Origin of the sequence: Vibrio sp. WZ-1, assembly GCF_052037695.1 — a bacterium.
GTDB lineage: Bacteria > Pseudomonadota > Gammaproteobacteria > Enterobacterales > Vibrionaceae > Vibrio.
Genome location: NZ_JBQEQR010000074.1, coordinates 43294 through 69488, shown reverse-complemented (window position 1 = coordinate 69488; position 26195 = coordinate 43294). Strand labels below are relative to the sequence as shown.

The window sequence follows — 26195 nt, the reverse complement described above, 5'->3', positions numbered from 1 at the left end:
GGACCTAGTGTCCTCGTTTTTTGTTTTCCGTTCTTTTATGCCGATTCGATACATTGGGAGCAGGCTTTTCAGGGACCTCTCGCTTCTCATGCACTAAATGTCGAATAGCTAGAATAGGATGTTTCAGCAACATTCGCGGCCCTGAGTAACGCATGATCAGACGCATTTGCTCTTTAGGCTCAGGTTTGTAACAGTGGATTGGACACTTGTTGCAAGTCGGTTTGTCTTCACCGTAAGGGCAACGGTCTAGCCGAATTTCTGCATAGTCTAATAAGTCGCGACATTTTGCACACAACTCACCTTTGGTGCCATGATGGTCTTTGCAGTAGATCTCCACCATTGCTTCCACGGTTTTAAATTCAGTAGCGAGTTTGCCAAGTAAAATGTCGCTCATTGTTAGCCCTCTTGTTACAGCTTCTTTGGTTACAATGTCAAAGCATAGAGTTGTAAAGTGCGGCCATTATCGTAAGTTTGCTCGACTCGTTCAAACTGAAAACCCAATTTTTCAAGCAAACTTATACTGCGAGTATTGTCGTTATTAGTAATAGCAACTAGATTCTCTATCTTCATATCATGACGAGCAAACTCTAATACTGCGGTTGCAGCTTCTAAGGCATAGCCCTTACCGTAAGCGTTGGGAAGATATCCGTAACCGATATCAAACGCCGTCAATGTATCGCGTTTTACTAGGCCACAAATGCCTATTGGCTTTTCGGTTTGTGTTGTTTCTACCACCAGCAAACTAACGCCTTTTAGTTCTTGCATACGTAGCATGTTATCTTGGATGTAACGTTTTGATTCTTCGAGAGTGCGTATTTGTTTATCACCGACAAAACGATAAAAATCAGGTTGATTGTAGAGATCTAAAATAAACGGTGCATCTTCTACACTGACTAGACGCAGAGTAAGCCGAGCGGTGGTAAGTGTTTTCATAGGGAATCCAATAGGGTTGTAACTTGGTGAAAAAATCACTATCCTGCCCCGCTAAATTAAAGGACCAATACCATGAACCGCAAGAAAAAAATCAATTCGATCTTAAAAGCGAAGTTGAAAAAACAGAATGCAAAGCTTCATAAGAGCAACAAGCCACGTTACATCTCTAAAGCTGAACGCGCGAAAATGGAAGCAGAAGAGCAAGCCGCTGAGCAAACTTCAGAAGTAATGGCAGAGACTCAAACAACAGATGAAGCATAAAAGAAGCCGCATAACGCGGCTTTTTTCAGCGCGCATTTAGGCGATCTTGTAAGTTTTTTTGATCAGACGCGGTATAGCGTTCTACAAAATTACTCAAAACGCTACGATAAGCACCAATGCAAGAATCACCTCTTTTACAAAAGACAACCAAACAACCCGCCAAGTTTATAGCACTGTTCATAATGGTTACATTTTACACGCATGTTAACAAATGATGTTGAAGCGAAATAAGCTTACGCAAACCTTAGATATCATCCTGATAACACTTCTGGCCCTGAGCGTGAACTGTCCCAAATAACTGAACATTGCTATTTCTTATAAAATGGAATGTGAACAAGGCAAAGTATTTTTTTCTTGAATATAGAAACAATAGATATCCCTGTTTCTAATAAGGAAATTAAACATGTTGTATCTTGAGTTTCTGTTTTTGCTCGTGATGCTGTATATCGGTTCTCGGTATGGCGGCATTGGTCTTGGCGTCGTATCTGGCATTGGTTTGGTCATTGAAGTTTTCATTTTCAAAATGCCTCCAACGTCTCCACCCGTCACCGTTATGCTCATCATCCTAGCGGTGGTCACTTGTGCATCCATTCTTGAAGCCGCTGGTGGCTTAAAATACATGCTGCAAGTCGCTGAACGTGTCTTACGTAAAAATCCAAAGCGTGTGACTCTGATTGCTCCTTTTGTAACCTATTCTATGACCTTCATGCTTGGTACTGGTCACGCGGTTTACTCCATCATGCCAATCATTGGCGACGTTGCTTTGAAAAATGGCATTCGTCCCGAGCGTCCAATGGCTGCAGCTTCTGTCGCTTCTCAAATCGCGATTACCGCCTCACCGATCTCGGCAGCGGTGGTTTACTATCTAGCGCAGCTGTCAGATATTCAACACGAGATCACTTTACTTTCTATTCTACTTGTAACTGTACCTGCGACTTTGTTCGGTACACTGCTGATGTCACTGTACAGCTTGAAACGCGGCAAAGAGCTTGAAGACGACGAAGAATATCAAGAACGTCTGAAAGATCCGGTTTGGCGCGAGAAGATCTTGAACACAACCGCAACGTCTTTGGACGAAGTGCTACCAACTAGCGCACGTAACTCGGTATTGCTGTTCATTCTTTCAATTCTTGTGATCGTCGTTATCGCGATGTGGCCGGAAGTACGTACCATCGTTGACGGAGCAAAACCAATCAGCATGGCAGTGGTTATTCAGATGATGATGCTCTGCTTTGGCGGTATCATTTTACTTGCGACCAAAACCGATCCACGTGATGTACCAAATGGCGTTGTCTTTAAATCAGGTATGGTGGCAGCGATTGCTATCTTCGGTATTGCTTGGATGTCAGATACTTACTTCCAATACGCAATGCCTCAGTTTAAGTCAGGCATCGTAGAGATGGTAACCAACTACCCTTGGACATTCGCACTAGCACTATTCATTGTGTCTGTTGTGGTGAACTCTCAAGCTGCGACAGCGCGTATGATGCTACCAGTGGGTCTGGGTCTTGGTTTGGAACCAGCGCTGCTTATCGGCTTAATGCCTGCGGTTTACGGCTACTTCTTTATCCCGAACTACCCTTCTGATATCGCGACAGTAAACTTTGATACGTCAGGTACTACTAAGATTGGTAAGTGGTACTTCAACCACTCATTCATGTCTGTGGGCTTGATTGGCGTGATTGGTGCTTGCTGCCTAGGTTACGTGTTAGGACAAATGATTATCCCATCATAAACCGAACATAGATAAGAAAGTTTGGGGCGAGTCATTGTACGTTTGCGTACAGCCTGAATTGACTCGCCCTTTCTTTATTCTCTAAGCCACATCGCTAGTTGAGACTAAAGAAGAAAATCATCATCGACTGCAACGAAGTGATCGGCACAATCAATCAGTGTTTGAGACGTTAACTTTGGTACACCATACACAGTAACTTTTTTATTGAATCGTTGCTGAATGCGTTCCACCAGCATACTAAAATCACCATCGCCAGAGACAAGAGCGATCTCATCTACTTCCGGCGCTACTTCAATCGCATCAAGCGTAATACCCACATCCCAATCCCCTTTAGCACTGCCATCACGGCGTTGAATAAACGGTTTAAGCATCACTTCAAAGCCAACACCACGCAGAATATGGTGAAATTGACGCTGTTTTGGGTCATTACTCGCAATAGCATAAGCTCGCGCGCTTACCACTTCTTTCCCTTGCGTCGCGACATACCAAAACTGGTTGTAATCAAAATTGCTACGGTACGCTTCACGACAGGTGTAATACACGTTCTGTACATCGACCAAGATGGCGATTTTATGTTTGCTTTCCGAATTCATCTACTTAACACGCTTTATTTATTTGTCGCATACCCTATTCCACTTTGAACCAAAGCACAATGAGCTAATTCCACTAAACTTACCGTATAACTTGGTATTCGCGTGTCAAGGAGTGAAGCCATGAGTAAGACGATCATTACCCTATTGCTTTCATGCCTCATATCAAGTTCGGCATTTGGATATCCAGCGCATGCCCAATACTGGCCACATCGTAGCGTACTCTATTTTGCCCCCGAAAAAGACGACCACGTTAAGCAATTTTTACTGGAAGCATTGATGAATGAATGCGAACTGGAAGATCGAGACGTCATCACCTTGGTCATTGCGGAAGACGGCTTTACTGAACCTTCTTGGTTAAAAGAAGAATTCGATTTGAAAATGCTGGCCGCACTCTACGACGTCAAAGCAGGTCAACACACTGCGATTCTGTTGGGCAAAGATGGCGAAGAAAAATACCGCTGGGGCGCGAAGACCGATTGGCAGTTCATCAATAATCTTATCGATCAAATTCCAATGCGGAAAAGAGAGATGCAACAGAAACGCAGTCCTTGCGCCATTTAATGCTTAGCGGTATGGGCGCTCGTTATTTGCCGAACCAATCCAATTTGTTGTGTAGCTGTGTTACGCTGCCAACCACAATTAACGCAGGGCTCACTGCTTGCTCTGCCATGCTCGATAGCTCGTTTAACTTACCTTGGAAAACACGTTGCTCTGGGCGCGTACCATTTTCAATGATTGCGCATGACATTTCAGGGTCCAAACCATGCGTAATCAGCTTATCCATGATATGACCGCTTTGTTTCAAACCCATGTAAAACACAAGTGTGTTGTTGGATTGCGCTAGCGAATGCCATTCAATCTCGCGACCGTCATTTTGTACATGGCCTGTAATAAACTGAACACTTTGAGCATGATCGCGGTGCGTTAATGGGATCCCCGCGTAAGCCGTTGCACCTGCCGCGGCAGTAATTCCCGGAACCACTTCGTATTTGATACCAAATTCAGCTAACTCTTCAAGCTCCTCACCACCTCGACCAAAGATAAATGAGTCACCGCCCTTTAGACGTACAACGCGTTTACCTTCTTGCGCTTTTTGCACCAAGATTTGGTTGATTTGATCTTGAGGTACGCAGTGAAAGTCTAATTTTTTGCCTACGTAGATCATCTCTGCTGATGCATGAGCCAATTCAAGGATATCTTTTGACACCAGTCGGTCGTACACCACAACTTCAGCCGCTTGAATGGCTTTTAAGCCTTTTACTGTGAGCAAGTCTGGATCACCAGGGCCTGCGCCAACAAGAGAAACAAAGCCGCTGTTTAAAGATGAGTTAACAGTAGTCATATCAACGCCTATCGAAAAATTTAGATATAAAGAGAGGCTCTTTGAGAAGAAACTCTTTTTATAGCCAAATGGCTTATTCATGGATGGGAAAGAAATGACCTACTCTATCATTCCTCTATCTAGGGAATGACCAACTTTTCGCTTTGGTAGTCATCGCACTTGGTGAATAGTACTTGTTATTCAGCCCCTTTTGAGTCTTTTCCGAGAGCGACGAAGGAGCGTAGTCGGGAATCTCTCTGTTCTATTTCAAAAAGAATCCCGACTCGTTCATTACCAGATGTTGGTCATGAATCCTCGATTACTTAACCATTGCTGGTTGTGCGTTTACTTCTTCTTCAGCATTGATAGAAGGCGCAGTTTTAGCGTGAGTTAGATACAGTGGAATACAAGTCATTACAAGACCACCAACAATGTTACCTAGGATTGTTGGGATAAGGTTGAAGTTCAACCATGTCGCAATACCAAAATCAGCACCTAGAATCATACCTAGTGGGAATAGGAACATGTTTACTACTGTGTGCTCAAATACTAGTGCGAAGAAGATGAAGATTGGGAACCACATCATCGCTACGCGACCTGAAACTGAACGTGCAGTCATGTTGCCGATAACACCTAGACAAACCATCAGGTTACAGAAGATGCCGCGTACGAAACACGTAATCCATCCGTCCATACCCATGTTTTCAAAACCAAGGCTACGTGCGGTAGAAACAGCGATAAATTTCTTCGCTACTGCGTTTAATTCTAGAGAGAAGTTACCTGTTAGAGAGATTGCCACTAGGTAAGCTACGATTAGAGAACCGATTAGGTTACCCAAACCTACAAGACCCCAACAACGGAAGATACGACCCCAAGTGATACCAGGACGGTTTGCGAATTTAGCGAGAGGCGCTAGACCGAAAACACCCGTTACTAGATCGTAGCCCATAACACTAAGAATCACGAAACCAACTGGGAAGACAAGTGCACCTACAATGCCAACACCAGTTTGAACGATTGTGGTAATTGCCACAACAACCGCAAGCGATAGGATGATACCCGCCATAGTACCGCGAAGCAGAAGGTCACGAGTACTGGTATTGGTTTTCGCCTCACCCACGTTGATCATGGTTTGTACGAATTCAGCAGGTTTAAAGTCTGTAGACATGAATGTGTCCTTATTCAAAAATTTGAAGGTTAAAAAGTTAAAATTGAATAGTGAAAGGCTCGCGAATTTCTCTGTTTTTCGCCAAGAAATGACGAGCCTTTAAGCTATTAAATCTCCATAGCCTTCTTCTTTGTTGCCTAGCTGCAACAACAACTATTTTAGCTATGCTGAATATTTACGCGGCGATCTCTACTTTGCCCTTTGCTACTCGTGCTTTGTACGACTTCACGCTCATGCGCTCGTCTTCCATACATGCACCTGTTGCTAGGTTAAAGCGTTGCTTCTTAAGTGGGCTTGCGACCCATAACTGCTCATCGTGTTCAACGATCAGGCCTCGTGACAGTACATTTGACTGAAAAAATGGGTCCATATTGTTGATTGCAAAGACTTCTTCAGTCGCTCGTGGACGGAAGATGGCAACTTGCTCACCCTCAAACAATGCCACTACACCAGTACCTGGGATGATGTCTTCGATGTTGCAAACTTTTGTAAATGCCATGATCTCTTCTCCCCTTAAACCACTTCTACGTGAAGGATGTCACCTTTCGCTTCAGGATGTTTTTCAGTGAATGTAGCCGGGCGATGTTGCTCACGGCCATCTGTCACGAACATAACGTTATCGTCACGCTCATCAGAGTTCACGAAGTGTGCAAAACGCTTAAGCTGAGTTTCATCGTTTATCGTGTCAGTCCACTCACAGCGATACTCTTCAACCAACTTCGCTACGTCTGCTTCAAGCTGCTCGTTGATTCCCAGTTTGTCTTCCATGATTACTTCACGTAGGTAATCAATGCCGCCTTCTAAGTTTTCGAACCATACTGATGTGCGCTGGAGTGGCGCTGCTGTACGGATGTAGAACATCATGAATCGGTCGATGTACTTGATCAGTGTTTCTTGGTCTAGGTCACCGGCTAGTAACGTAGCATGACGAGGCTTCATACCACCGTTACCACAAACGTACATGTTCCAACCTGCGTCGGTTGCGATGATGCCCAAGTCTTTACCCTGCGCTTCTGCACATTCACGAGTACAGCCGGACACGCCGAACTTCATTTTATGAGGTGTACGGATGCCTTTGTAACGGTTCTCGATCATTACGCCAAGGCCAACTGAATCTTGAACGCCGTAACGACACCAAGTAGAGCCGACACACGTCTTAGCCATACGCAGTGCTTTCGCATAAGCTTGGCCTGTTTCGTAACCTGCTTCGATTAGCTTTTTCCAGATTGCAGGAAGGTCATCTTTCTGCGCACCAAATAGACCGATACGTTGAGCGCCTGTAATCTTGGTGTACAGGTTGTATTCAGCGGCAACCTCTGCAAGTGCTGCAAGTGCTTGTGGCGTTACTTCACCACCAGCCATACGTGGAATAACAGAGTACGTACCATCTTTTTGCATGTTACCTAGGAAGTTATCGTTGGTATCGTGCAGCTTAACCAGAGATGGCTTCAGGATGTGGTCACCCCAGCAAGAAGCAAGGATAGAGCCTGCTAGTGGTTTACACACTTCACAGCCGTAGCCTTTACCGTGTTTCTCTAGCAACTCTTCAAACGATTTAATTTCACCGATACGCACTAGGTGGAAAAGCTCTTGGCGAGAGTAAGCAAAGTGCTCACAAACGTCTGCTTTTACTTCAAGGCCCGCTTTTTCAAGTTCAGCGTTTAGCACTGACGTTACAAGTGGAATACAACCACCACAACCTGTACCAGCACCCGTTACCGTTTTGATATCACCAATAGTGTGGTGCCCTTGTGCAACAGCTTCAGCGATTTTGCCTTTCGTTACGTCGAAACAAGAACAGATAACCGCAGAATCAGGCAGAGCATCTGCGCCTAGTGTTGGTTTTTCTGCGCCAGCATGAGCTGGCAGAATAAGTGCGTCTGGGTGTTCTGGTAGGTCGATTTCATTCAACATTAGCTGCAGAAGATCACCGTAGTCAGAAGTATCACCGACCATCACCGCACCAAGAAGCTTCTTGTTGTCTTCAGAGACGATTAAGCGTTTGTAAACTTCTTGCTCCTCGTTCTGGTAAACGTAGCTCTTACAACCTGGAGTACGACCGTTAGCGTCACCGATTGAGCCAACTTTTACACCAAGTAGTTTAAGCTTCGCCGACATGTCAGCACCTTCGAACTTGTTGTCGTTACCCACAATGTGGTCAACCGCTACCGTTGCCATCTTGTAACCAGGAGCAACCAACCCGTAGAAGGTTTCATTCCAAGAAGCACACTCGCCAATCGCGTAGATGTTCTCATCAGACGTCTGACAGAAGTCGTTAATGGCGATACCACCACGTGGTGCAACATCCAACTGCATATCACGAGCCAGCTTATCTTGTGGGCGAATACCTGCAGAGAACACGATGAAATCGGTCTCTAGCTCAGTACCGTCGGCAAAACGCATAACGTTACGTGCATCTTTACCCTCAGGAGCGATTTCAAGTGTGTTTTTGCTCGTATGAACCTTAACACCCATGCTCTCGATTTTTTGGCGAAGTTGATTACCACCCGCTTGGTCTAGCTGTTCAGCCATCAACTTTGGTGCGAACTCGACCACGTGAGTTTCAACGCCAAGCGCTTTCAATGCACCCGCCGCTTCAAGACCAAGTAGGCCGCCGCCGATAACAACACCGACTTTACTCTTCTTCGCGCACGCTTCGATCGCTTTTAGATCTTCGATAGTACGGTAAACAAAACAGTCTTTACTTTCTCGACCCTTGATAGGTGGAACGAATGGGAATGAACCAGTTGCCATAATCAGCTTGTCGTATTGAATTTCACGACCAGTACTTGAATGGACGATACGTTTCTCACGGTTTACGTTAATGGCACGCTCACCAATTAACATGTTCACACCATGCTTCTCGTAGAAACCTTCTTTGACTAAAGATAACTCGTCTGCTGTATGGTGAGAAAAGTAAGAAGAAAGGTGGACACGGTCATAAGCGACACGTGGTTCTTCACAGAAAACTGTGATCTCATATTGAGATGCATCCGTTTTCTCGACTAAGTCTTCAATGTAACGGTGCCCTACCATACCGTTACCAATAACGACCAGCTTCAACTTGCTCATAATACTTCCTAAGGGTTAGGTTCTTATATCTGAGCGCATTGTTAAATGTGAAAGAAAATTAATAAATGATGTAAATCAATTACGGAATAAAACTACCCTAAAGGGGTAGGCCACATAAAAGCTTAGTTTTTAAAGGGTTTTAAAGTAATCTTGCAACACTTTTGTGTAGTAATTCATCAACTCACTGTAGGATTCATAACAATCTTTCACAAAAGACTTCAGCTTTATTTCTTTGTAAATTTTATCTGTTACTGATGTTTAAAGCGCATCCCACCTGGTCGCGTTGCATTTAAAACATACGTTAATTGTTTATACTTGAATCACCTCAGCCATAATAACGACGTTACGCCCCTTGTCTTTTGCCGCGTACAAATGTTTGTCTGCGACTTCAAATGCCCTCTCTAGCGCTTTCTCACATGCATCTATGCTGGTAGAAGAAGTGTTTTTTGTCAGAGGGACAGCACCCACGGAAATAGTAACCACTTCTGAAGGTAGGTTTTTGGCATGTGGAATTGCCAAAGCCTCAACGGCTTGCCTTAAGCGTTCTACTTTCGCAAAAATTTCTTCTAAGGTCTTCCCATCAACGAGTAATGCAAACTCCTCCCCTCCAATGCGGAATGAAGGCTCATCTGAGCCTAATAGTAAACGGAATACTTCCGCCACATCACACAGCGCGTTATCTCCTTCGGTGTGGCCGTATGTATCGTTAAACTTCTTAAAGTTGTCGATATCACACAAAACAAAGCACGCGTAACCCTTCCGCTCTATAGTCTCCTGAATAACAAACGGCAAGGTGCGTTGATATAGATAACGAGAACCAAGACCAGTCAATGCATCTGTGTCCGTTTGCTGATGAAGAACACGCAACTGGTTTTTGATTTTAGTAATAAGGCTGGAATAAGACCGCGCTAACTCACCAATTTCGTCTGAACGTTGAATTTCGGGAATATAGGATTGATCTATCTTTTCTATGTCTTTCTTCATTGACATCGACAGACGTTTGAGTGGGCTTACAATCCAAATAGTGACTATGAATATCAGTACCATAGATATTACAGATGCAATTATCGCTTCGCTAAGCAGCTCTTTAATCAAAGTCACTTTGAATGTATCTAAGTCTCTCGCATCCAGAACAGCCCAAATATAGCCACCTCTGATGTTTCTCAATGGCAAAACAACATGAAGCACTGATAAATTAGCGTCATAGTAAAAGTCGGCGTGGTTAAGGTTGTCTTTACTCCAAGGTAAGTGAGTATTTAGGTGTAAATCCTGACTTATTTTTAGCGCTTCCAAATCAATATTGGCTTTGTTGATCAGATACCGAAGTTTATTCCGAGTAATTTCATCAGTATCTAACGTCGATGCAAGCAAATGCTCGAGGTTGTCTTTTCGAACTTTGAGGGTCTCTACTTCTCGATCACTGACATCTATCCGCCAAACTTGATTAGATTCTGCTAAATATCGGACTGCTACTTTATGCATTTTGTAATCCGACACTCCAGAAATCTCAACAAACAAAAGATCCTCAATAGCTCTGAGGTCTTCTTTTGTCGATGGCATCATCAAGTTTGCGTAATTGCGTCCAGCAATGGAGCCAGAAAGAAATGTCTGCTGCGATGATAAATAAGATTTTGCTATGGTGGCTGCATGCTCAATTCGCATGCTCCATTCACTTTGAAAACGTGTAAACGACAAGCCTAAAATGATAGACAGCACCAATACCAGATGCGATACAAACAACATCTGGTTAATCGTCAACCAACCAAAAAGTCGATTAAGCACAATAAAATACTACTTATCTTTATATACGCCTAAGACTGGCTCAGCACAGGTACCATTTATACAAATATCTTGATACGTTGTGTGACAACTTTGGCAAAATGAAGGCTCTAGCGATGGATGCTGATGACTAATATCCTTCCCTTCACGATCATAACTACCATAGATAGCCATACCACCAATGTGCTCGGTAACCCAGACAATACCATCAACTTCAGAGATCGCGACGGCAGTTGGCCCATCCGCGTAAGGGCCATGAGTTCGGTACTGGTCTATTTTGGAAGGATTTACCCGAATAGTAAGTGGTGAACCTTGGCCATTATTGATCCAACTATATGCACGGACTGATTCTTGAATAAACAATGAAGTATCTGGTGGCAAGACGGTGTCTGCTGGGAGGTTCTGTGATTCTTTGACAACAGGCCAATCCTGCCATCCATCCGGGTAACTAGCTAGTGATGCCCCAAACGCACTAAAAGATAAAACACTCAGTATCAAAGCAACTACGCGCTTACTCAAATAACATAACACAACTGATTCTCCCTAAACGATACAAGCTCATCCTGAGCTAACAATCTTTTGCCGCAATTACAACGCGCCAAGAATTCATCTAGTTTATAGATTACTCATTTCCATTGATAGCGCATGTGCCTTTTGGGGAAGCATGGCAAGCATTCAGAAATGAAAAGTGAGATGTGAGATGTGCATCGAAACTACTAAAGTAAAACGACGATGATAATGAGTTACTTTTGATATTTTAAGTATTTAGTTTTGGTAACTTAAGTGTATGGTTAGAAATTGAAATAAGGAGATAATGGAGGCGCCTCCCGGAATCGAACCGAGGTCCACGGATTTGCAATCCGCTGCATAGCCACTCTGCCAAGGCGCCATTTTTGCGTTTTATAGAAAAACATTTGAAGGGTTGTCTCGGGGCATCCCTCGAACAAGCGTGTACTTTAATGATTTATTTTATTGAGTCAAAGGTTAATTGCTTCAAACCATCTGTTTGCTAAAAAGGCCACCAAGATGTCGACTTAGCATACCACTTCAGTACATATTTAAGTCTTTGTTGATGCAAATACCGTAAACTCTTTCGCTCAAAACAGATACTTATCGCGTAAAAGTTGCCTGATAACTACGAGCAAAACAAGCCGATTAAATGCAAAAAGCCCCGTCATTACTTACGAGGCTTAATAATTCTTTATATTCGAATGGAGGCGCCTCCCGGAATCGAACCGAGGTCCACGGATTTGCAATCCGCTGCATAGCCACTCTGCCAAGGCGCCTTACCGAATTTTATTGTTCTCATATAATGAGGGATGGTGCCCCGGGCCGGACTTGAACCGGCACAACGCGAACGTCGAGGGATTTTAAATCCCTTGTGTCTACCAATTCCACCACCAGGGCAACGCAATCAATGCGATGGCAACACCATCTGCTCTAACGACCTTTGCCGTGAGAACGAGGCGTACTTTAACTCAATAAATTTATAGGTCAACCGTTTATTTTATCTTATTTATTCATATGCTTAAAAAGCAACCCAGCATGATCGCTATTCATACAATCGGTGTAACATTTATCCATCAACTTCTGTTTGAGTTTATGGTGTATTCAGCTTTGACACACGTTCTGTTCAGAGTCAGTTACACTTTGTTCACTCAGTGAACACCCGCACAAGCCCTCGATTTAATTGTTTTTATTCAAGTGCTTAGTACCCCCGTCAAATAGATCCCTTCCGCTTTGGGTAGACAAACTGTGCAAAGGCAAACACACCAAAAATAATTATCCCCACAAAAAACAACTACTTATACATGGAACACTCTATGCTATGACTCCGGTGCAGTATCGAACTTATTTCTGAAAGAACAACGATGCGGTTGTATAGCTCGCTCTATACCCGCCGGAGGTTTTATGAAAGAAACAAACAATACGCGCTGGTACAATATGGACTTCAGTTGTATCAGTTCTCTAAACACAAAACTGATCAAGTTACTCACTTCGCTTTTGGTCTGTTGTGCGTTTTTAGCATCGCATAACGTCCGAGCCGAAGCTGGTCCTCCTTCAGGTCAAGGCGTTCAACCAGTTCAATACAACGGTAATCCTACCTGTGCTGACTTCTATGGAATACCAGACCTCGAAGAATTCAAAATTGAACCTGTTGCAGATGGTGTTTACTCTGATGGTGAGCTAGAAGTTGCAATATCGGTACAAGAAGGGGCCAAAACGTTTTCTTGGGATCAAGGTTCAAGTCCAGTCATCATTCAAGGCATCTTTGTGAAAGGTGGCCCTACTGGTAACTTGTATCAGTATTTTGCAGATGGCATTTTAGTTAGTAGTGATACTGGATTACATTCTCCAGTGCGTCGAGAGGATGATTTTTATGGTTTAAGCCACATCTCGTTTTGTTACACCCCTGGTAAACCTGAAATCAAAATCACTAAAGTCTGTACGTTTAACAACATTGTTAACGGCGACTCCTTGCAATATAACTACGAGCTGAAAGTTGAAAATATTGGTCAGTTGCCTCTTTACGATATTAAAGCAACAGACACCACTGCCGTTGAAGAAGACCTCGATAACGGCGTTCATATGTTTGAACTTGCGACGCTTGGCGTTGGCGACTATCAAACATTTAACGGCACCTTTAGAGTCGCTCAGAATGGTATAACCAACTACGCTGAAGTAACGGCTGCACTTGCTGGTGGTGGAGAGGTTGCAGTTTCAGACAATGCCGATTGGGAATGTCCAAATCAAAACATTCCTGGCGCGTTAACACTTCAAAAAGAGTGTAACGTAATTGTCGTGAACCGCTTTGCAAACACTGGTATTCATGAGTACGGTCTAGAAGTCAATTACAATGGTAGTGTTTGTAATACATCGAACATTACAATAAATGACGTTGTTGTAATTGATAACAAAGACTCTGATCCTATCTTTGTTGGTACACTGACACCGGGTCAATGTGCAGACTTCCAAGGTGATTATGAACCTGTACCGGGCGAAGGTGACGGACTACCTCTAGCAGGTGGGGATGTTCCTCCATTTGCTGATACAGTAGACGCTGTTGGTGAAACCGTCTTCGGTGCGACAGTAGAAGCCATGACTGCCTATGCTGAATGTACTCTGTGCCCTACTTGCCCAGAGCCCGTTCAATGTCCTGAATAACTGCCGTGGTTAATTCATCAACCAATGCTAGTTAATTCAAAATAATAAATGCCCAGCTACTTATTTGCTGGGCATTTTTAAGAGATTACTTGTTGTTGCCTTTACCAGGCTTAGAGCCATTGCCACCGCCGTCTGATGACTCTTGCAAATTAATGCTAACCCACGCGGTAGAGCTACTCTGACCGTCGCTTATGGTATAGCTGAAACTGTCCGTGTTTTTAAATCGCTTTTCTGGCGTATAGCGGAAGCTTCCATCAGACAATAATTCAACTCGACCTTTACTTGGGCTAGTGTAAGTAACAATAGATACCTTCGTTTCCTCATCAATTACATCGTTAGCAAGTACATCAATGGTTACTGGCTGCTTTTGTGTTAGCACAACGCTATCGTTAACGGCACTTATCTCAGGTATTGTTCCAGCCTCTTCAATCACAGTGTAAGTCACTGTACCTGTCGCACTAGCATTAGAGTCTTGGCTATGCAAGGCAGTCATACCGATTGAGTAGTCTTTTGCAGTTGCATTACTCGCTGAAGCCACTGTCAATAGCACTTGACCAGACGCTCCCGGAGCTAACGTCACTTGCCCATTTGTTGCTTGCCAGCCACTTGGTCCAGTAGCACTCACTGAAAATGTCGTATTCGCACAATCTGCACTATCTTGGTTAGTAACAATCACTTTATATTGCACACTTTCACCAGCGTACACAGAACTGTCTGTTGTTGCTGTTGCTTTTATTATTGGTGCATGAGTGCTACAAACCTTATCATCACCACCATTGCCTGGATTTCCAAAATGAATGTTCACTTCAGCCATACCATTTGCAGCACTATTCAAAGTCATTGTGACACCCGAATCCGGGTCAGTGTATGTTCCACCTACTGGCATTGCTGGATCAAACCAATCATTTCGACCAAATACAGCCTTGTACTCAGAATCTGTTTTAAAATGAAGAAGGTTGCTGCTACGTGCATCACCATCAGTCGCACTGCGGATAATGATGCCATCCGTCACATCACCACGGTAGAAAGAGTACGAGCGATCATCAAGAAAATCATCAAAACCTACAGACTGGCGATATTCAATGTAGAACCAACGCATCATTCCTGTCGTTGAATCTAAACCGCGCGGCACTTTTAATGTGATCGGCTGATCACTTTGCACCTCATAATTTGCGATTGAATAGTTACCGTCTTGTGTTACTTCAATTGTCTTATTTGAATGCTCACCATCTAACCATCCTAACTGCTCTCGTTGGAACGTGTTGAAGTACCCGATATCAGGGCCACCCATGACATCATAGGTGTCACCATATTCACGAATTTCACATTGGCTACCCAAGGTTTCATCACCACAATCTAAAGCGCGAGAGTGATGCAAGCCAAAGTTGTGTCCAAGCTCATGCGTAATGTTGGTTGCGGAAAAATCTCCGTTAATGTGAGCTCTTGAAGGTATACCTTGTAGGGTTGCAGAGCCAGCGACACCACATGCTGTTTTTGTCATAAGGTAAATAATGCGGTCGTAGTTCGCCAAAGGAACGCCAGCCGCCACCGCTTTATCGTCAGCAGCATTTTGCACAGCTGTAAAGTCACAAACTTGATTAGAAAGCGGTAGAGTAAACCAACCTGCCACCTCTCCAGATAACCAAGTTTGTTCAAAAGAGGCGTCACGGTAGAAATTGTTTATTTCGCCAAATACAAGACTCTCGGCTTGAGCGATGCTAATAGGTTGGTCGTTTGGGTTTTCTTGGAAGTTAACCAGTAGAACCAATGTTTTTTGTTCACCTTTCGTAGGCAGCATGTCACCTGCGAACGCCGAAAATGTAGAGATACTAAGTAGTGCAGCAACAGAAACTGCAACTTTTCCTTTTGCTCTCAACGCTAAGCCTGAAACAAAACTTAAGACATTGGTAGAGTTGAATAAATTCAATTTATTAACCTCAAATTTAGCCTTTTAAATATACAAAGACAGATTGCGACTTTAAATTATCGACAGCATTAACCTCCTCTCACGAAAAGAAAGTAATGAAGTTCAATAATCACAATTAAAAATGACGCCTTGATATTCAACGTCAATATAATTTAGATCACCATTCTAATTAGAATAATGATTGTTGTAGAGTTTATATAATTACATCTATTAGCTTTCGCCCACCCACGATAAATTTAAGTAGTCAAATAAATATACGAGTACAGAATTCATCGCGTAACAGACGCGAGGTTTCATTAGCCAAAAATAGACTGTGCTTGGGTGATTTTAGGTATTCAACACGCAAAAAGACCGGACATTCCGATACTACGGGATGCACTGATACACACCAAGCCATACTCGACTTGGGAATACGCCTGTAATCACAAAGGTAGGTTTCTAGTTCGAATCGCCTAGAAAAACTGACTTATTCCACCACTTTATATCCATTTATTAGAATGACTGTAATTCGTTGTGAATGCGATACTAGCAAACTAATAGATTAAATTTCAACCAACCTAGTTATCAATTTTGATAGTTTTTAAATAACGCTTTGCAAATCATGCCGATGCCGAAAAATAAATTTACTTTACTTAACTCGTTATGAAATTGAAATAATATAAACAAGATTATTATGGCACAGATTTAATATTACCTAAATATAAGCCCATAAAAACATTATGTTAGTGTTTAAAATTAAAATTTTCATCAGCAGCAATGGGGATAGTGATAGCAATATTCTAAAATTAATTACATCTATACCCAAGTAACCTCGAGATGCCCGAGTATACACAGGGAGAACTGAACATGAGCGTTAGTCAAAAGCCAGCTTTTGAATTGATTTTGCACACAGAATCGGATTTAACTTTTATCCTACCCCGCTTTTTCTCTCATGAATTCAGTTACGCTCGGCAGCTTGAGCAAGGGGTTAAAGCTGGTGAAAATGTAGAGTTTAATCATCAATACAGGGTAACATTGCGTCGAATCCGCTCTCTTAGCCAACTCTTAAAAGATGTACTGCCTGCTTTTGAACGTCGCTTATTTGCCTACAACCTCAGAATAATGATGAAGCAAACCAATTACTTACGTGATTTAGATGTCTTTGTTGCCGAAAAATCGTCTTACTTAGACAAACAACTCAAGTATCAAGGCGCACTAAAATCTATCTTCGATCATATACAGCATTCTAGGGAGGTAGAGCAAAAACGAGTCTCAGATTGGCTCGAGACAGATTGCTATAGGAAAACATGTGTAATCATTGAAAATAGCCTGCAAAGAGCAAGCGTGCATGAAAGTCTTGAAACAGAAATGGGGACTTTAGAATATGCCAATCAGAAGATTTCGCTACATGCGGGAAAAATCTATAAGTTAAGCCGCAAACTTGGAACACAAAGCTCTGACGACGACATTCATAAACTACGCATAGAATGTAAAAAGCTGCGTTACTTACTAGACTTTTTCACCAACCTGTATCCAAAGAAAGCACACAACCAGAACATTCATCAATTGAAGCTTATGCAGAATCGCTTGGGCGACTTTAACGACAGCGTAACCCAAATTGCGTTCCTATCTAGCCTCAAATCCAAATATGATCTCGGCAAAGAAGGCAAACAAACGATACGTTCCTTGATAAAACAAAAGAAAGAGCTTCGCTCTAAACAGAGAGCGAACGCTTTAGATGTACTAAAACAGTTTAGAAAACGGGTGGAATCAGTCGACTTCTTGTCCGTTTATAGAAACAAATAAGCCGAGATCAACCGATCTCGGCTTATCGTGAACAACTGAAATTACAACTTAAAACGCGATAGCTCTGACTTTAAGTTATTAGCTAAGTTGTTTAGCTGTTGCGCTTGTCCAACGGCCTCTGTCGCATCACTTGCCATCACCTCGCTTACTTCACGAACTGACTCCGTATTGGCGTTAATTTCCGCAGTCACCAACGATTGTTCTTCTGCCGCAGACGCTATCTGCGTCGCCATATCGCTGATCATCTGAATAGCATCACGGATTTGTGACAAACTCTCACCAGCTAAATCAACATCGTGAACACTGGTTTTCGCCATATCATGACTTTGTGTCATCACCTTCACAGCACCGTCTGTCGCTTGTTGCAAACGTTTGATCTTATCTTCAATCTCTTCTGTTGAAGCATGTGTACGTTGAGACAACACACGAACTTCATCTGCCACCACAGCAAAGCCTCGTCCCTGCTCACCCGCGCGAGCGGCTTCGATAGCAGCATTTAATGCCAGTAAATTGGTTTGCTCAGCAATTTCTCGGATTGTCGCAAGAATGGTTGCAATCTGATTACCGTGCTCTTCAAGCTCGCTAATAATTGAGACCGCACTAGTCAGTTCATCCGCAAGTTCGTTGATTGATGCTTGGCTTTTCTCCATTTGTTTGAAGCCCTGATCACTCAACTCTACTGAATGGCTTGCACTCTTCGCCGTATTATCCGCATTGGATGCAATTTCAGCCGTGGCTGTCGCCATTTCTGTCACCGCCGTGGCGACCATTGTGATCTCATCTTGCTGTCTACTTACGCTTTCATTACGCTTAGTTGCACTTACGTTGGCATGATCGGCGCCTTGTGTCATCGCCGTCGAAACCTCGCTTACGTTTTTCATCATTTGACGTAAGCGATCCACAAATACGTTAAACTTCTCAGCTAATTGACCAACTTCATCTTGGCTAGTGACCTCCAATCGACGAGTTAAATCTCCCTCGCCTTCAGCAATATCAGCCAGAGCCTCACTTACACGACCAAGCTCTACTAACTGACGCGCAACGAACCAAGATGTCGCAATCGCCATGACTATTAGTACAATCAGCCCTGTTGTAATTTGGCTACTCAACATGTCAAACAAAGGCTGCTCTAACACGCTTTTGTCCATTTCAATCACGAGTAACCAATCCGTGTTTTTGATTGGCTCTGCCATCACAACTTTGTCTTTACCATCAACGGCAGTGAAGATTGTAGCGAGATTTTGTGACGCTTGATTTAGGCTATCAATATTTAGCTCAGGTGCAATCTCAGAGACTTGTTTCAAAATAAAGTCTTTGTTTTTATGTGCTACGACCGTACCTTGACGATCTATCAGAATAGCGTGACCATCACCTGGGACTTCAATCGCCAATACGTCCTGAATAAGCTTATCCAACGCTAAATTGGACGCTGCAACACCAATGATTTGACCACCTTCCATAACAGGGTCAGTAAGCGTTACGACCAAGGTTTGCATGGTGACGCTAACATATGGCTTAGTTGTGATTGCTTTGTTCTCCGCCAATGTTTGTTTGTACCAACCACGAGCTCTTGGATCGTATCCCGCTTTATTTAATGATGGGTCATGGCGAAACATCTCCCCTTGCTTGTTTCCGTAATAACTAAGGCCAAATCCGCCAGAGACTAGGGTCTGACGTAAATGAGGAACAATGTCCAATGATGGATCAAGTTGGATCTGTTGCTTCAAACCATGGACAGCCTGCTTTTTGTCATAGAACCAATCGCCAATACCTTTCGCATTCGCTTGCAAGATATTGCGACTCTCACTTTCTATCGCTTGCCAACTATTACCTTGAAAAGTCTTATAACCAATGAAAAGAAGAATCGCAGATGTGATTGCAATTGCCAAAACCACAGAGAAAACCATTTTTCTCTTTAGACTTAATTGCATAAATAGAACCTCTTATAAAACCACTGACAAAAGATAATCCTCTCATCTATGCAACTGGCTTTCAGCGATATAAACCCCATATCAATTCAATCAATTACATATAGATCGCTGGTTTGTGATTTGCATTCAATTACAATCGCTTATGAACATACCAGCCTGTTTAATCATGCATTAACCAACACCTTAAATTTATTCACAGTCATATCTTTTTAATATTTCGGTCTTAGAGTTTGTCATTGACACAAACAAAGAAGTCTTAAGTGAAACCTTTAAAACGATACCAATACGAACGCTACGCTGTACTGTGCAATCTCGCTTACCCTAGAGTGTTTAAGCAGACCCGCTATGGGTTTGACCCTAATGGACAGCGAATCATTAAAAACCAGTTTGGCAAAACCATGATCCGAGTATTGTGGAGTAAAAAGAGCACAGAAGTAGTTGTAGTAATAAAAGGGTCGCACAGCATTACTGATTGGTTATTGAACTTTGCCATGTGGACTCGTAGTTGCAAGCGCTTGGGACTTCCCTATCGCATTCATGCAGGTTTTTACCATTTGTTGTTTCAAGAAAGCCAACCGTCACGAAATGAAGACCGTCTCGGTTTAAGCGTCATTGAGCGACTAGAAGCCACGGTTGTGCCACTAATACTGCAAGGCAAGCGAATAACCATTACTGGGCACTCTTCAGGAGGGGCGATTGGAAGTGTGTTTGCCGATTACATCGAACGCAAGTATCCAAAGAGCATTAAACGAGTGGTGACATTTGGACAGCCCGCTATTGGCGATTGGATGTTCAAAAATCACTATCGTTTGGGGCACAAAACCTATCGGATCTGCTGCGACATCGATATTGTTACTTTTATGCCACCAATACCATTCCTCTATTGGCATGTGGGTAAATTGCTTTGGCTCTATAACGGGAGAATTTACGAGAACACACCAACATTAATACGTTTGGGGCGCTCGTTGGTGAGTTGGTTGATTCGCCCTTTCTCCTATCACCTAATGAGCAAGTATATTCGTAACAAAGACTTTTTTGATGAGCGGTAGTCCAGTATGACACTTCATTGGCACGAGGAGCAGAAACGAAAAGAGCCAGCATTGAGCTGGCTCTTTTTGTCTTAGTAAGAATTACAAGGAAGCAATTTCTTTATCAAGTTGGTACTTGTTGTCGGTAACGATGCGCTCTAATACTTCAACACGCTGTTTGAGCTCTGCAACTTGCTTATTCAAACCATCTCGCTCTTCTTGACTCATCTGGTTGCGCTCGGAAATCTCAAGCGCTCTTACTTCTTTACGATGATTGAGAATCAGCTTAACGATACCACCACCAAATATTGCACCAAATACAATCGCAACAATCAAAACGTCAGCCATAGATTCCTTTCCTTAATCTGCCTATCGATAATGCTCAGGTATAAAGTTACGCATTTGTTTTATGAATATCAAACAAGACATTGATTAAATGCGAACTATTTTCGAAATTGGTCACAACTGTAATTCAGTCTCAAGCGTTATTTAACGCTCACCCACACAGAAACCGAGCCACCGTTTACCGGGAACTCAGCCCAACCATTTGCGTCAGTCCAAACTTCTTCCGTTCGAATTCCAAGCTTATCAACGTAGCGAGTACTTGGTGAGCCCGTGTACATCCATTTCGTTCCACCAGGGCCATCACTCATAATGACAGCCATTGAGTTCGGATGTTCTGCGTCTCCTTCGCGCGTCCAACCAATCACATCCCAATGATCTAGGTAAGAGTGTTGTTTACCATAGGCGTAATCTTTACGAGCTTTAACTAGCTCTTCAATGTAAGGCACCTTAGTCATATTGATGTCGTGCCCTTTATCACTGTATTGCGCGCCATAGTAATCGGCGTAGAAAACGGAAGGGTAACCTTCTTCACGTAATAAGATGAACGCATAAGCGAGCGGTTTGAACCACCAATCGACTGGAGACTCTAATGCTTGTAGAGGTTGTGTATCGTGGTTCTCAACCAATGTTACCGCTTTCACCGGATTGTCCTTCATTAAGGTACCATCCATGATACGGCGCATATCGAAGTTGCCACCAGAGCGTGAAGCGTTATAGAAGTTCATATGTAACGGAGCATCAAACAATGACATGCTACCAGAAGTCTTGGTAATAAAATTGTGTAGATTGTTGACGTCGTAGTTCCAGTATTCACCGACCGTAAATAGCTCTTTACCCGTTTTCCAACGTAAGTATTCGATCCACTCTTGCAGGTATTGGTATTTGATGTGTTTGACTGCGTCCATTCGGAAGCCATCAACACCAGTCATGTTTAGGTACCATTCACCCCAATCTTTAAGCTCTTGCTTAACCTCTGGGTGATCCATATCTAAGTCTGCGTACATTAGGTAGTCATAGTTGCCCTTTTCAGAGCTGACTTCCCAATCCCATGCTTTACCATCCCCTTTAAATTTGAAGATCGCCTTTTCTTGGCCTGCATCATCCCAATCGACACCATCAAAGTGGTACCAAGTCCAATGGAAGTCTGAATATTTGTCGTTACGACCAGGAAAAGTAAACTCAACCCAAGCTTCGATCCATTTATCGCCCAGTTCAATATTACGGTTATTCCAGTCTACACGCTTTGTATCTACCCAGGACTTGCCATCGGCACCACCACGGTGGTTAAACACAACATCACCATAGATTTGAATGTTGTTGCTATGAGCGGCTTGAACAGCGCTTAGATACTGATCTTTCGTACCGTACTTGGTGCGTACCGATCCTTGTTGATCAAATTCGCCCAAATCATACATATCGTAAACACCATACCCCACATCATTGCTGCCACCAGCCCCCTTATACGCTGGAGGTAGCCAAAGCGCCGTAAAGCCATTGTCCGATAAGGCCGGCGCATTGTTTTCTACTTGCGTCCACAGAGTGCCGTCATTGGGTACATACCAATGGAAATATTGCATCATAGTTCCATTTTGTGCCGCCATGACTGGCGAACTGAGCAACAAGGTTAAGGGTAAAAGTGTAGGTTTAAGGTTGAATGTTTTCATTATATTTTCTCTCACGTTTTAAGACGAAGCACGAGCCGACTTGAGGGAAACATGACAGTTAGCTTTAAAACCCCCAACTAACCGTCTGTTGTACAACAAAAAGCTCGGACTACAATCGAGAAAAAATTATCATCAATCGACCTCTACAATTGTTGAGAGGTGTAACATTTATAAAACCAATAATTAAATAGCGGCATTTTTGGAAGTAAGATCAAATAGTCAGGGTGGAGATGGCTGCCAGAGCGACTGCCTTAAGTTTTTGTGCACGGTTTTGTCTACGCCAAAAACGAAAAAAGCCCGTCATAGTGACGAGCTTTCGAAAATAATGGAGGCGCCTCCCGGAATCGAACCGAGGTCCACGGATTTGCAATCCGCTGCATAGCCACTCTGCCAAGGCGCCTTACCGAATTTTATTGTTCTCATGTAATGAGAGATGGTGCCCCGGGCCGGACTTGAACCGGCACAACGCGAACGTCGAGGGATTTTAAATCCCTTGTGTCTACCAATTCCACCACCAGGGCAACGCAATCAATGCGATGGCAACACCACCTGCTCTAACGACCTTCGCCGCGAGAACGAGGCGTACTTTAACGGATTAAGAATTAAGGTCAACAAAATTTCTCATTATTATCAATCAAATGAACATTAATTACCCTTTTTGAATAAATCACGGTCGGTACGTTTAAATATCACCCACAACATTCTGTTTAATCGCATCATATAACTGTGTCAGTGAACTGTTAACCTGTGTTCATCGGCAATGCTATGATTTGTTGCTCTATCTCTCGGATAAAACTCACCTTTTCATAATTCTCTCAAATGATATTCCACATTAGGTGAACACTCTGTACACCTGTTTACAGTTATCTCAAATACCATTGAAACATTAATCCTTATATTTCAGTGATATAGGCTTTGGTTCATTTCTTGCTCTTTAGTGGGCAACCAACTCATTGTCTCTTAGGTGAATGTTACGAACGCCACCTCGGAGTCTGTTTGGTCAAGGAATGAGGGCTTGGCTCCTAAACCGCTTATATAGGGTTAGTTGTATTCTAGGCACAATAGTGTGTACAGCGTTTATATAGCCCTCTTGTTCAAACTTTCGAAGAAAAAGAAGGTCAATGATGGAACGATTAATACATAGCAGGCTCAACAAAGTGATGAGTATCATCCTTGTTGGCTCAGCAGCATTGTATGGCGTAGCGACTCATTCACCAGCTCAAGCAGAGGCATATAACCTCTCGCCAACGGAAAAACTCTGTATGGCGGATGCATATTTGTTAGAGCCAGGTAACTCGCTACCTCAAGATGCTTTAAACTGTACAGCTAATGACGTTGAAATCACTCGAGTGATTCCAACCGATCCAAACGCAGAATGTAACCTCGGGGAAACTTTTTCATTCCAAGCCGATGTAACTGTACGAACTAACGCCAACGAACGATACGACACCACTTTTTATCTTCCTTTAACCGAGGCAAGCCCTCAGGTCGTTCAAGGTAATTTTAGAAACTGTAGTATGATTTTGCCTGTCCCCAATGGTAGCGGTGAACCAGCAGATGCTCAGTTAGATGGCGATGCTTGTGGTGACATTACAAAAGCACTAGGGCCAGACGAGTACACGCTTTTAAACGAAACCATTACCATGCTTTGTACTGATGACGATGGCGACAACCGTGCCGACTTCACCTACTGTGCAGCGTGGGATAACCAGGAGCGTGATAACTGTACAACGGAAGAAGATCCATATGCTGGTCAGATTCCTAATACCAAGTCTAAGTGTAACTGTGACACCTTTAATATTGACGTGTTCATTAAACCGTCCCCACCAGATATCATCAAATCTGAAGGTACACCAAGTTCACGACCAGAGCCAGGAGGTGAATTTACCTTCGATGTGAGCTTTACTAACCCTAATGCGCAAACGTCACTATTCATTAGTGCAATAAGCGATGAAATCGATATCAATGGTGATGGTACTTATGATGTGAGCTTTGACCTTTGGGGCGGCACCACTAGCCCTGGTGGCGAGGGTGTTTATCTAACATCCACTAACTGTCCAATGGGTACACCTTTGTATGAAGTGGCTCCAAGTGCAACCTACAGCTGTCAATTTAGCGTTTATGTGGTTGATACCGACCTCCCAGATGTACCGACACCAGAGTTATATAAAGATGTGGTTAAGGTAACGCTACAAGATAAGAATGGTGACCCTGTTATTAATGGCGAGACCTGCCCTGCAGGTGTAGGCCAAGTAGCACTAGGCGAACATTGTAGCGTAGAGAGACAGGTACAAATCACCAACGTCCCACCTGCTATTACAGTAGTTAAATCAGCGGATAAAGAAGAAGTACTTGAGCCAGGAGAAAATGTCACATTTACGTTTGACGTGACGAACGACTCTGGCACATTCGATTCTCCTGTCGAACTCGTGAGCTTAATCGACACCATCTATGGTGACCTGAGCGCAATTGGGGCTGAGAGTGACTGTCTTGATAGCCCTGTAACGATAGCATTTGGTGCAACATACAGCTGTACCCTAAGTGTCTATGTTGCTGGCGATGCTGGTGATAGTTTCACAAATACAGTTACAGCAACTGCGAGAGACAACGAGAATGACACCACGACAGACATGGATTCTCACACTATTTTGGTATTGGATGTACCTTCTATGATCACTCTAGAAAAAACAGCCAATCCAACATCAGTGTTTGAAACGGGTGACAACCCAACCTTGTTCCGAGATGTAGACTACACATTCTTGTTCACTGTAAAAGACTCAATTGATGGCGTTTCAACATCTGACACTGTAGTCTTCTCCAGCCTGACTGACAGCCCATTTGGCGTTCTCACTGACGACTGTATGGTCGATACGAAGAATGGAGGAGACATAGCTCCTACTCCATTGGTTGGGTTCGCACTCGATCCGGGCGAGTCTGCAAGCTGTACAATTACATTACAAGTTCAAGGTAATGCCGGTGATAGCCACGTTAACGTAGCGACCATTAATGGTACCGATGAAGACGGCTTAAATGTGATGGCGATGGATGATGCAACCGTTACCTTCGACCCACTAGCGCCTGATACTGACCTCGCGTTTGCAGTTAGTGGTCTAGTTGTTATTGAGCTAACCAATGCGTCCGAAGTCGACAATGTAACATTGACCTCACTCACTTTATTGGGCATCGATGTTGTTGATGGAGCAAGTTCAGGTGGCTTCACCATTCTCAATACTCTTGGTGGCACCTATGACGGTGTGTTCTACCCTGCTTGTAACATTGGCCAAGTACTCGAGTACAGTGGTTCTGGTAACAACATTTACAACTGTGCATTTACCGTTGAACTAAGGCCTGGCCTAGAAAATACCGACCCTATAGCGTTCCTAGCTCAAGGTGCTCTAGATGGCATCGTCGCTACGGTAACGGATGATGAAGGTGATGATCTAACTAACTTTATTTCTATCGAAGTAAATACAGTTGAATAGATTCCA

Annotated in this window: 20 protein-coding genes and 5 tRNA genes; 7 read left to right on the top strand and 18 right to left on the bottom strand. The window is 43.3% G+C overall.

Annotation, left to right across the window (positions count from 1 at the left end; genetic code table 11):
* Positions 1 to 4: 4 nt before the first annotated feature.
* Both ACTS60_RS10500 and ACTS60_RS10495 read right to left on the bottom strand, forming a co-directional pair.
* Complete coding sequence (locus tag ACTS60_RS10500) at positions 5 to 394, bottom strand: nitrous oxide-stimulated promoter family protein (protein ID WP_440888167.1); 390 nt, start codon at positions 392 to 394, stop codon at positions 5 to 7.
* A gap of 29 nt (positions 395 to 423) precedes the next feature.
* Entirely contained in the window at positions 424 to 933 is a 510-nt protein-coding gene (locus ACTS60_RS10495; protein ID WP_440888166.1) for a GNAT family N-acetyltransferase, read from the bottom strand.
* A gap of 72 nt (positions 934 to 1005) precedes the next feature.
* On the opposite strand from ACTS60_RS10495, the gene ACTS60_RS10490 reads away from it, so the two are divergent.
* Both ACTS60_RS10490 and ACTS60_RS10485 read left to right on the top strand, forming a co-directional pair.
* Complete coding sequence (locus ACTS60_RS10490) at positions 1006 to 1194, top strand: DUF2986 domain-containing protein (RefSeq protein ID WP_440888165.1); 189 nt, start codon at positions 1006 to 1008, stop codon at positions 1192 to 1194.
* Between the two features lie 403 nt (positions 1195 to 1597).
* A complete protein-coding gene (locus tag ACTS60_RS10485; protein WP_440888164.1) occupies positions 1598 to 2929 on the top strand; it encodes an anaerobic C4-dicarboxylate transporter in 1332 nt (443 codons plus the stop codon).
* Between the two features lie 104 nt (positions 2930 to 3033).
* Here the strand turns inward: ACTS60_RS10485 and ACTS60_RS10480 are convergent, their stop codons facing one another.
* Positions 3034 to 3522, bottom strand: a complete 489-nt coding sequence (locus tag ACTS60_RS10480; protein WP_440888163.1) for an NYN domain-containing protein — start codon at positions 3520 to 3522, stop codon at positions 3034 to 3036.
* A gap of 120 nt (positions 3523 to 3642) precedes the next feature.
* Here ACTS60_RS10480 and ACTS60_RS10475 point away from each other — a divergent pair, with 120 nt between their 5' ends.
* Positions 3643 to 4083 carry a DUF4174 domain-containing protein gene (locus ACTS60_RS10475; protein ID WP_440888162.1) on the top strand — a complete coding sequence of 147 codons (441 nt, stop codon included), beginning with the start codon at positions 3643 to 3645 and terminating at the stop codon, positions 4081 to 4083.
* Positions 4084 to 4105: 22 nt separating this feature from the next.
* On the opposite strand, the gene cobA is transcribed toward ACTS60_RS10475, so the two are convergent.
* The 9 genes from cobA to ACTS60_RS10430 form a co-directional block, all read right to left on the bottom strand.
* On the bottom strand, positions 4106 to 4864 hold the full coding sequence (gene cobA / locus ACTS60_RS10470; protein WP_440888161.1) for a uroporphyrinogen-III C-methyltransferase: 759 nt from the start codon (positions 4862 to 4864) through the stop codon (positions 4106 to 4108).
* A 298-nt stretch (positions 4865 to 5162) separates the two neighbouring features.
* Complete coding sequence (locus ACTS60_RS10465) at positions 5163 to 6011, bottom strand: formate/nitrite transporter family protein (protein WP_440888160.1); 849 nt, start codon at positions 6009 to 6011, stop codon at positions 5163 to 5165.
* Between the two features lie 175 nt (positions 6012 to 6186).
* Positions 6187 to 6510, bottom strand: a complete 324-nt coding sequence (nirD, locus tag ACTS60_RS10460; RefSeq protein ID WP_005473845.1) for a nitrite reductase small subunit NirD — start codon at positions 6508 to 6510, stop codon at positions 6187 to 6189.
* A gap of 14 nt (positions 6511 to 6524) precedes the next feature.
* On the bottom strand, positions 6525 to 9083 hold the full coding sequence (gene nirB, locus ACTS60_RS10455) for a nitrite reductase large subunit NirB (RefSeq protein WP_440888159.1): 2559 nt from the start codon (positions 9081 to 9083) through the stop codon (positions 6525 to 6527).
* 309 nt (positions 9084 to 9392) lie between these two features.
* A complete protein-coding gene (locus ACTS60_RS10450) occupies positions 9393 to 10745 on the bottom strand; it encodes a diguanylate cyclase (RefSeq protein WP_440888299.1) in 1353 nt (450 codons plus the stop codon).
* A gap of 129 nt (positions 10746 to 10874) precedes the next feature.
* The gene (locus tag ACTS60_RS10445; RefSeq protein ID WP_440888298.1) at positions 10875 to 11357 is read right to left on the bottom strand and encodes a hypothetical protein; all 483 of its coding nucleotides are present in this window, start codon (positions 11355 to 11357) and stop codon (positions 10875 to 10877) included.
* 320 nt (positions 11358 to 11677) lie between these two features.
* Positions 11678 to 11751: transfer RNA gene (locus ACTS60_RS10440), tRNA-Cys, on the bottom strand.
* A 323-nt stretch (positions 11752 to 12074) separates the two neighbouring features.
* Positions 12075 to 12148, bottom strand: a tRNA-Cys gene (locus tag ACTS60_RS10435).
* Positions 12149 to 12182: 34 nt separating this feature from the next.
* A tRNA-Leu gene (locus ACTS60_RS10430) sits at positions 12183 to 12269 on the bottom strand.
* Between the two features lie 504 nt (positions 12270 to 12773).
* Here ACTS60_RS10430 and ACTS60_RS10425 point away from each other — a divergent pair.
* Entirely contained in the window at positions 12774 to 14027 is a 1254-nt protein-coding gene (locus ACTS60_RS10425) for a hypothetical protein (protein WP_440888158.1), read from the top strand.
* Positions 14028 to 14112: 85 nt separating this feature from the next.
* Here ACTS60_RS10425 and ACTS60_RS10420 read toward each other — a convergent pair whose 3' ends face one another.
* Positions 14113 to 15954: an Ig-like domain-containing protein gene (locus tag ACTS60_RS10420; RefSeq protein ID WP_440888157.1), complete on the bottom strand. Its 1842-nt coding sequence runs from the start codon at positions 15952 to 15954 to the stop codon at positions 14113 to 14115.
* Between the two features lie 846 nt (positions 15955 to 16800).
* Between ACTS60_RS10420 and ACTS60_RS10415 the strand changes: the two genes are divergently transcribed.
* A complete protein-coding gene (locus ACTS60_RS10415; RefSeq protein ID WP_440888156.1) occupies positions 16801 to 17739 on the top strand; it encodes a CHAD domain-containing protein in 939 nt (312 codons plus the stop codon).
* Positions 17740 to 17780: 41 nt separating this feature from the next.
* On the opposite strand, the gene ACTS60_RS10410 is transcribed toward ACTS60_RS10415, so the two are convergent.
* The gene (locus ACTS60_RS10410; RefSeq protein ID WP_440888155.1) at positions 17781 to 19670 is read right to left on the bottom strand and encodes a methyl-accepting chemotaxis protein; all 1890 of its coding nucleotides are present in this window, start codon (positions 19668 to 19670) and stop codon (positions 17781 to 17783) included.
* A 260-nt stretch (positions 19671 to 19930) separates the two neighbouring features.
* On the opposite strand from ACTS60_RS10410, the gene ACTS60_RS10405 reads away from it, so the two are divergent.
* Positions 19931 to 20719: a lipase family protein gene (locus ACTS60_RS10405; RefSeq protein WP_252042687.1), complete on the top strand. Its 789-nt coding sequence runs from the start codon at positions 19931 to 19933 to the stop codon at positions 20717 to 20719.
* Between the two features lie 81 nt (positions 20720 to 20800).
* Here the strand turns inward: ACTS60_RS10405 and ACTS60_RS10400 are convergent, their stop codons facing one another.
* From ACTS60_RS10400 to ACTS60_RS10385, 4 genes are all read right to left on the bottom strand, one after another.
* A complete protein-coding gene (locus tag ACTS60_RS10400; RefSeq protein WP_010451657.1) occupies positions 20801 to 21046 on the bottom strand; it encodes a hypothetical protein in 246 nt (81 codons plus the stop codon).
* Positions 21047 to 21183: 137 nt separating this feature from the next.
* Positions 21184 to 22707, bottom strand: coding sequence for an alpha-amylase (gene amyS / locus ACTS60_RS10395; RefSeq protein WP_440888154.1), 1524 nt, complete (start codon positions 22705 to 22707; stop codon positions 21184 to 21186).
* Between the two features lie 326 nt (positions 22708 to 23033).
* A tRNA-Cys gene (locus ACTS60_RS10390) sits at positions 23034 to 23107 on the bottom strand.
* Between the two features lie 34 nt (positions 23108 to 23141).
* Positions 23142 to 23228: transfer RNA gene (locus tag ACTS60_RS10385), tRNA-Leu, on the bottom strand.
* Between the two features lie 600 nt (positions 23229 to 23828).
* Here ACTS60_RS10385 and ACTS60_RS10380 point away from each other — a divergent pair.
* On the top strand, positions 23829 to 26189 hold the full coding sequence (locus ACTS60_RS10380) for a DUF7507 domain-containing protein (RefSeq protein WP_440888153.1): 2361 nt from the start codon (positions 23829 to 23831) through the stop codon (positions 26187 to 26189).
* Positions 26190 to 26195 lie beyond the last annotated feature (6 nt).

Excerpts from the sequence above, each read along its gene's own strand:
- ACTS60_RS10400 (WP_010451657.1), bottom strand. The coding sequence starts at position 21,046 with ATGGCTGACGTTTTGATTGTTGCGATTGTATTTGGTGCAATATTTGGT.
- ACTS60_RS10450 (WP_440888299.1), bottom strand. The coding sequence starts at position 10,745 with ATGCGAATTGAGCATGCAGCCACCATAGCAAAATCTTATTTATCATCG.
- amyS (WP_440888154.1), bottom strand. The coding sequence starts at position 22,707 with ATGAAAACATTCAACCTTAAACCTACACTTTTACCCTTAACCTTGTTG.
- ACTS60_RS10490 (WP_440888165.1), top strand. The coding sequence starts at position 1,006 with ATGAACCGCAAGAAAAAAATCAATTCGATCTTAAAAGCGAAGTTGAAA.
- ACTS60_RS10500 (WP_440888167.1), bottom strand. The coding sequence starts at position 394 with ATGAGCGACATTTTACTTGGCAAACTCGCTACTGAATTTAAAACCGTG.
- ACTS60_RS10480 (WP_440888163.1), bottom strand. The coding sequence starts at position 3,522 with ATGAATTCGGAAAGCAAACATAAAATCGCCATCTTGGTCGATGTACAG.
- ACTS60_RS10475 (WP_440888162.1), top strand. The coding sequence starts at position 3,643 with ATGAGTAAGACGATCATTACCCTATTGCTTTCATGCCTCATATCAAGT.
- nirD (WP_005473845.1), bottom strand. The coding sequence starts at position 6,510 with ATGGCATTTACAAAAGTTTGCAACATCGAAGACATCATCCCAGGTACT.
- nirB (WP_440888159.1), bottom strand. The coding sequence starts at position 9,083 with ATGAGCAAGTTGAAGCTGGTCGTTATTGGTAACGGTATGGTAGGGCAC.
- ACTS60_RS10415 (WP_440888156.1), top strand. The coding sequence starts at position 16,801 with ATGAGCGTTAGTCAAAAGCCAGCTTTTGAATTGATTTTGCACACAGAA.
- ACTS60_RS10410 (WP_440888155.1), bottom strand. The coding sequence starts at position 19,670 with ATGCAATTAAGTCTAAAGAGAAAAATGGTTTTCTCTGTGGTTTTGGCA.
- ACTS60_RS10465 (WP_440888160.1), bottom strand. The coding sequence starts at position 6,011 with ATGTCTACAGACTTTAAACCTGCTGAATTCGTACAAACCATGATCAAC.
- cobA (WP_440888161.1), bottom strand. The coding sequence starts at position 4,864 with ATGACTACTGTTAACTCATCTTTAAACAGCGGCTTTGTTTCTCTTGTT.
- ACTS60_RS10485 (WP_440888164.1), top strand. The coding sequence starts at position 1,598 with ATGTTGTATCTTGAGTTTCTGTTTTTGCTCGTGATGCTGTATATCGGT.
- ACTS60_RS10425 (WP_440888158.1), top strand. The coding sequence starts at position 12,774 with ATGAAAGAAACAAACAATACGCGCTGGTACAATATGGACTTCAGTTGT.
- ACTS60_RS10495 (WP_440888166.1), bottom strand. The coding sequence starts at position 933 with ATGAAAACACTTACCACCGCTCGGCTTACTCTGCGTCTAGTCAGTGTA.
- ACTS60_RS10380 (WP_440888153.1), top strand. The coding sequence starts at position 23,829 with ATGATGGAACGATTAATACATAGCAGGCTCAACAAAGTGATGAGTATC.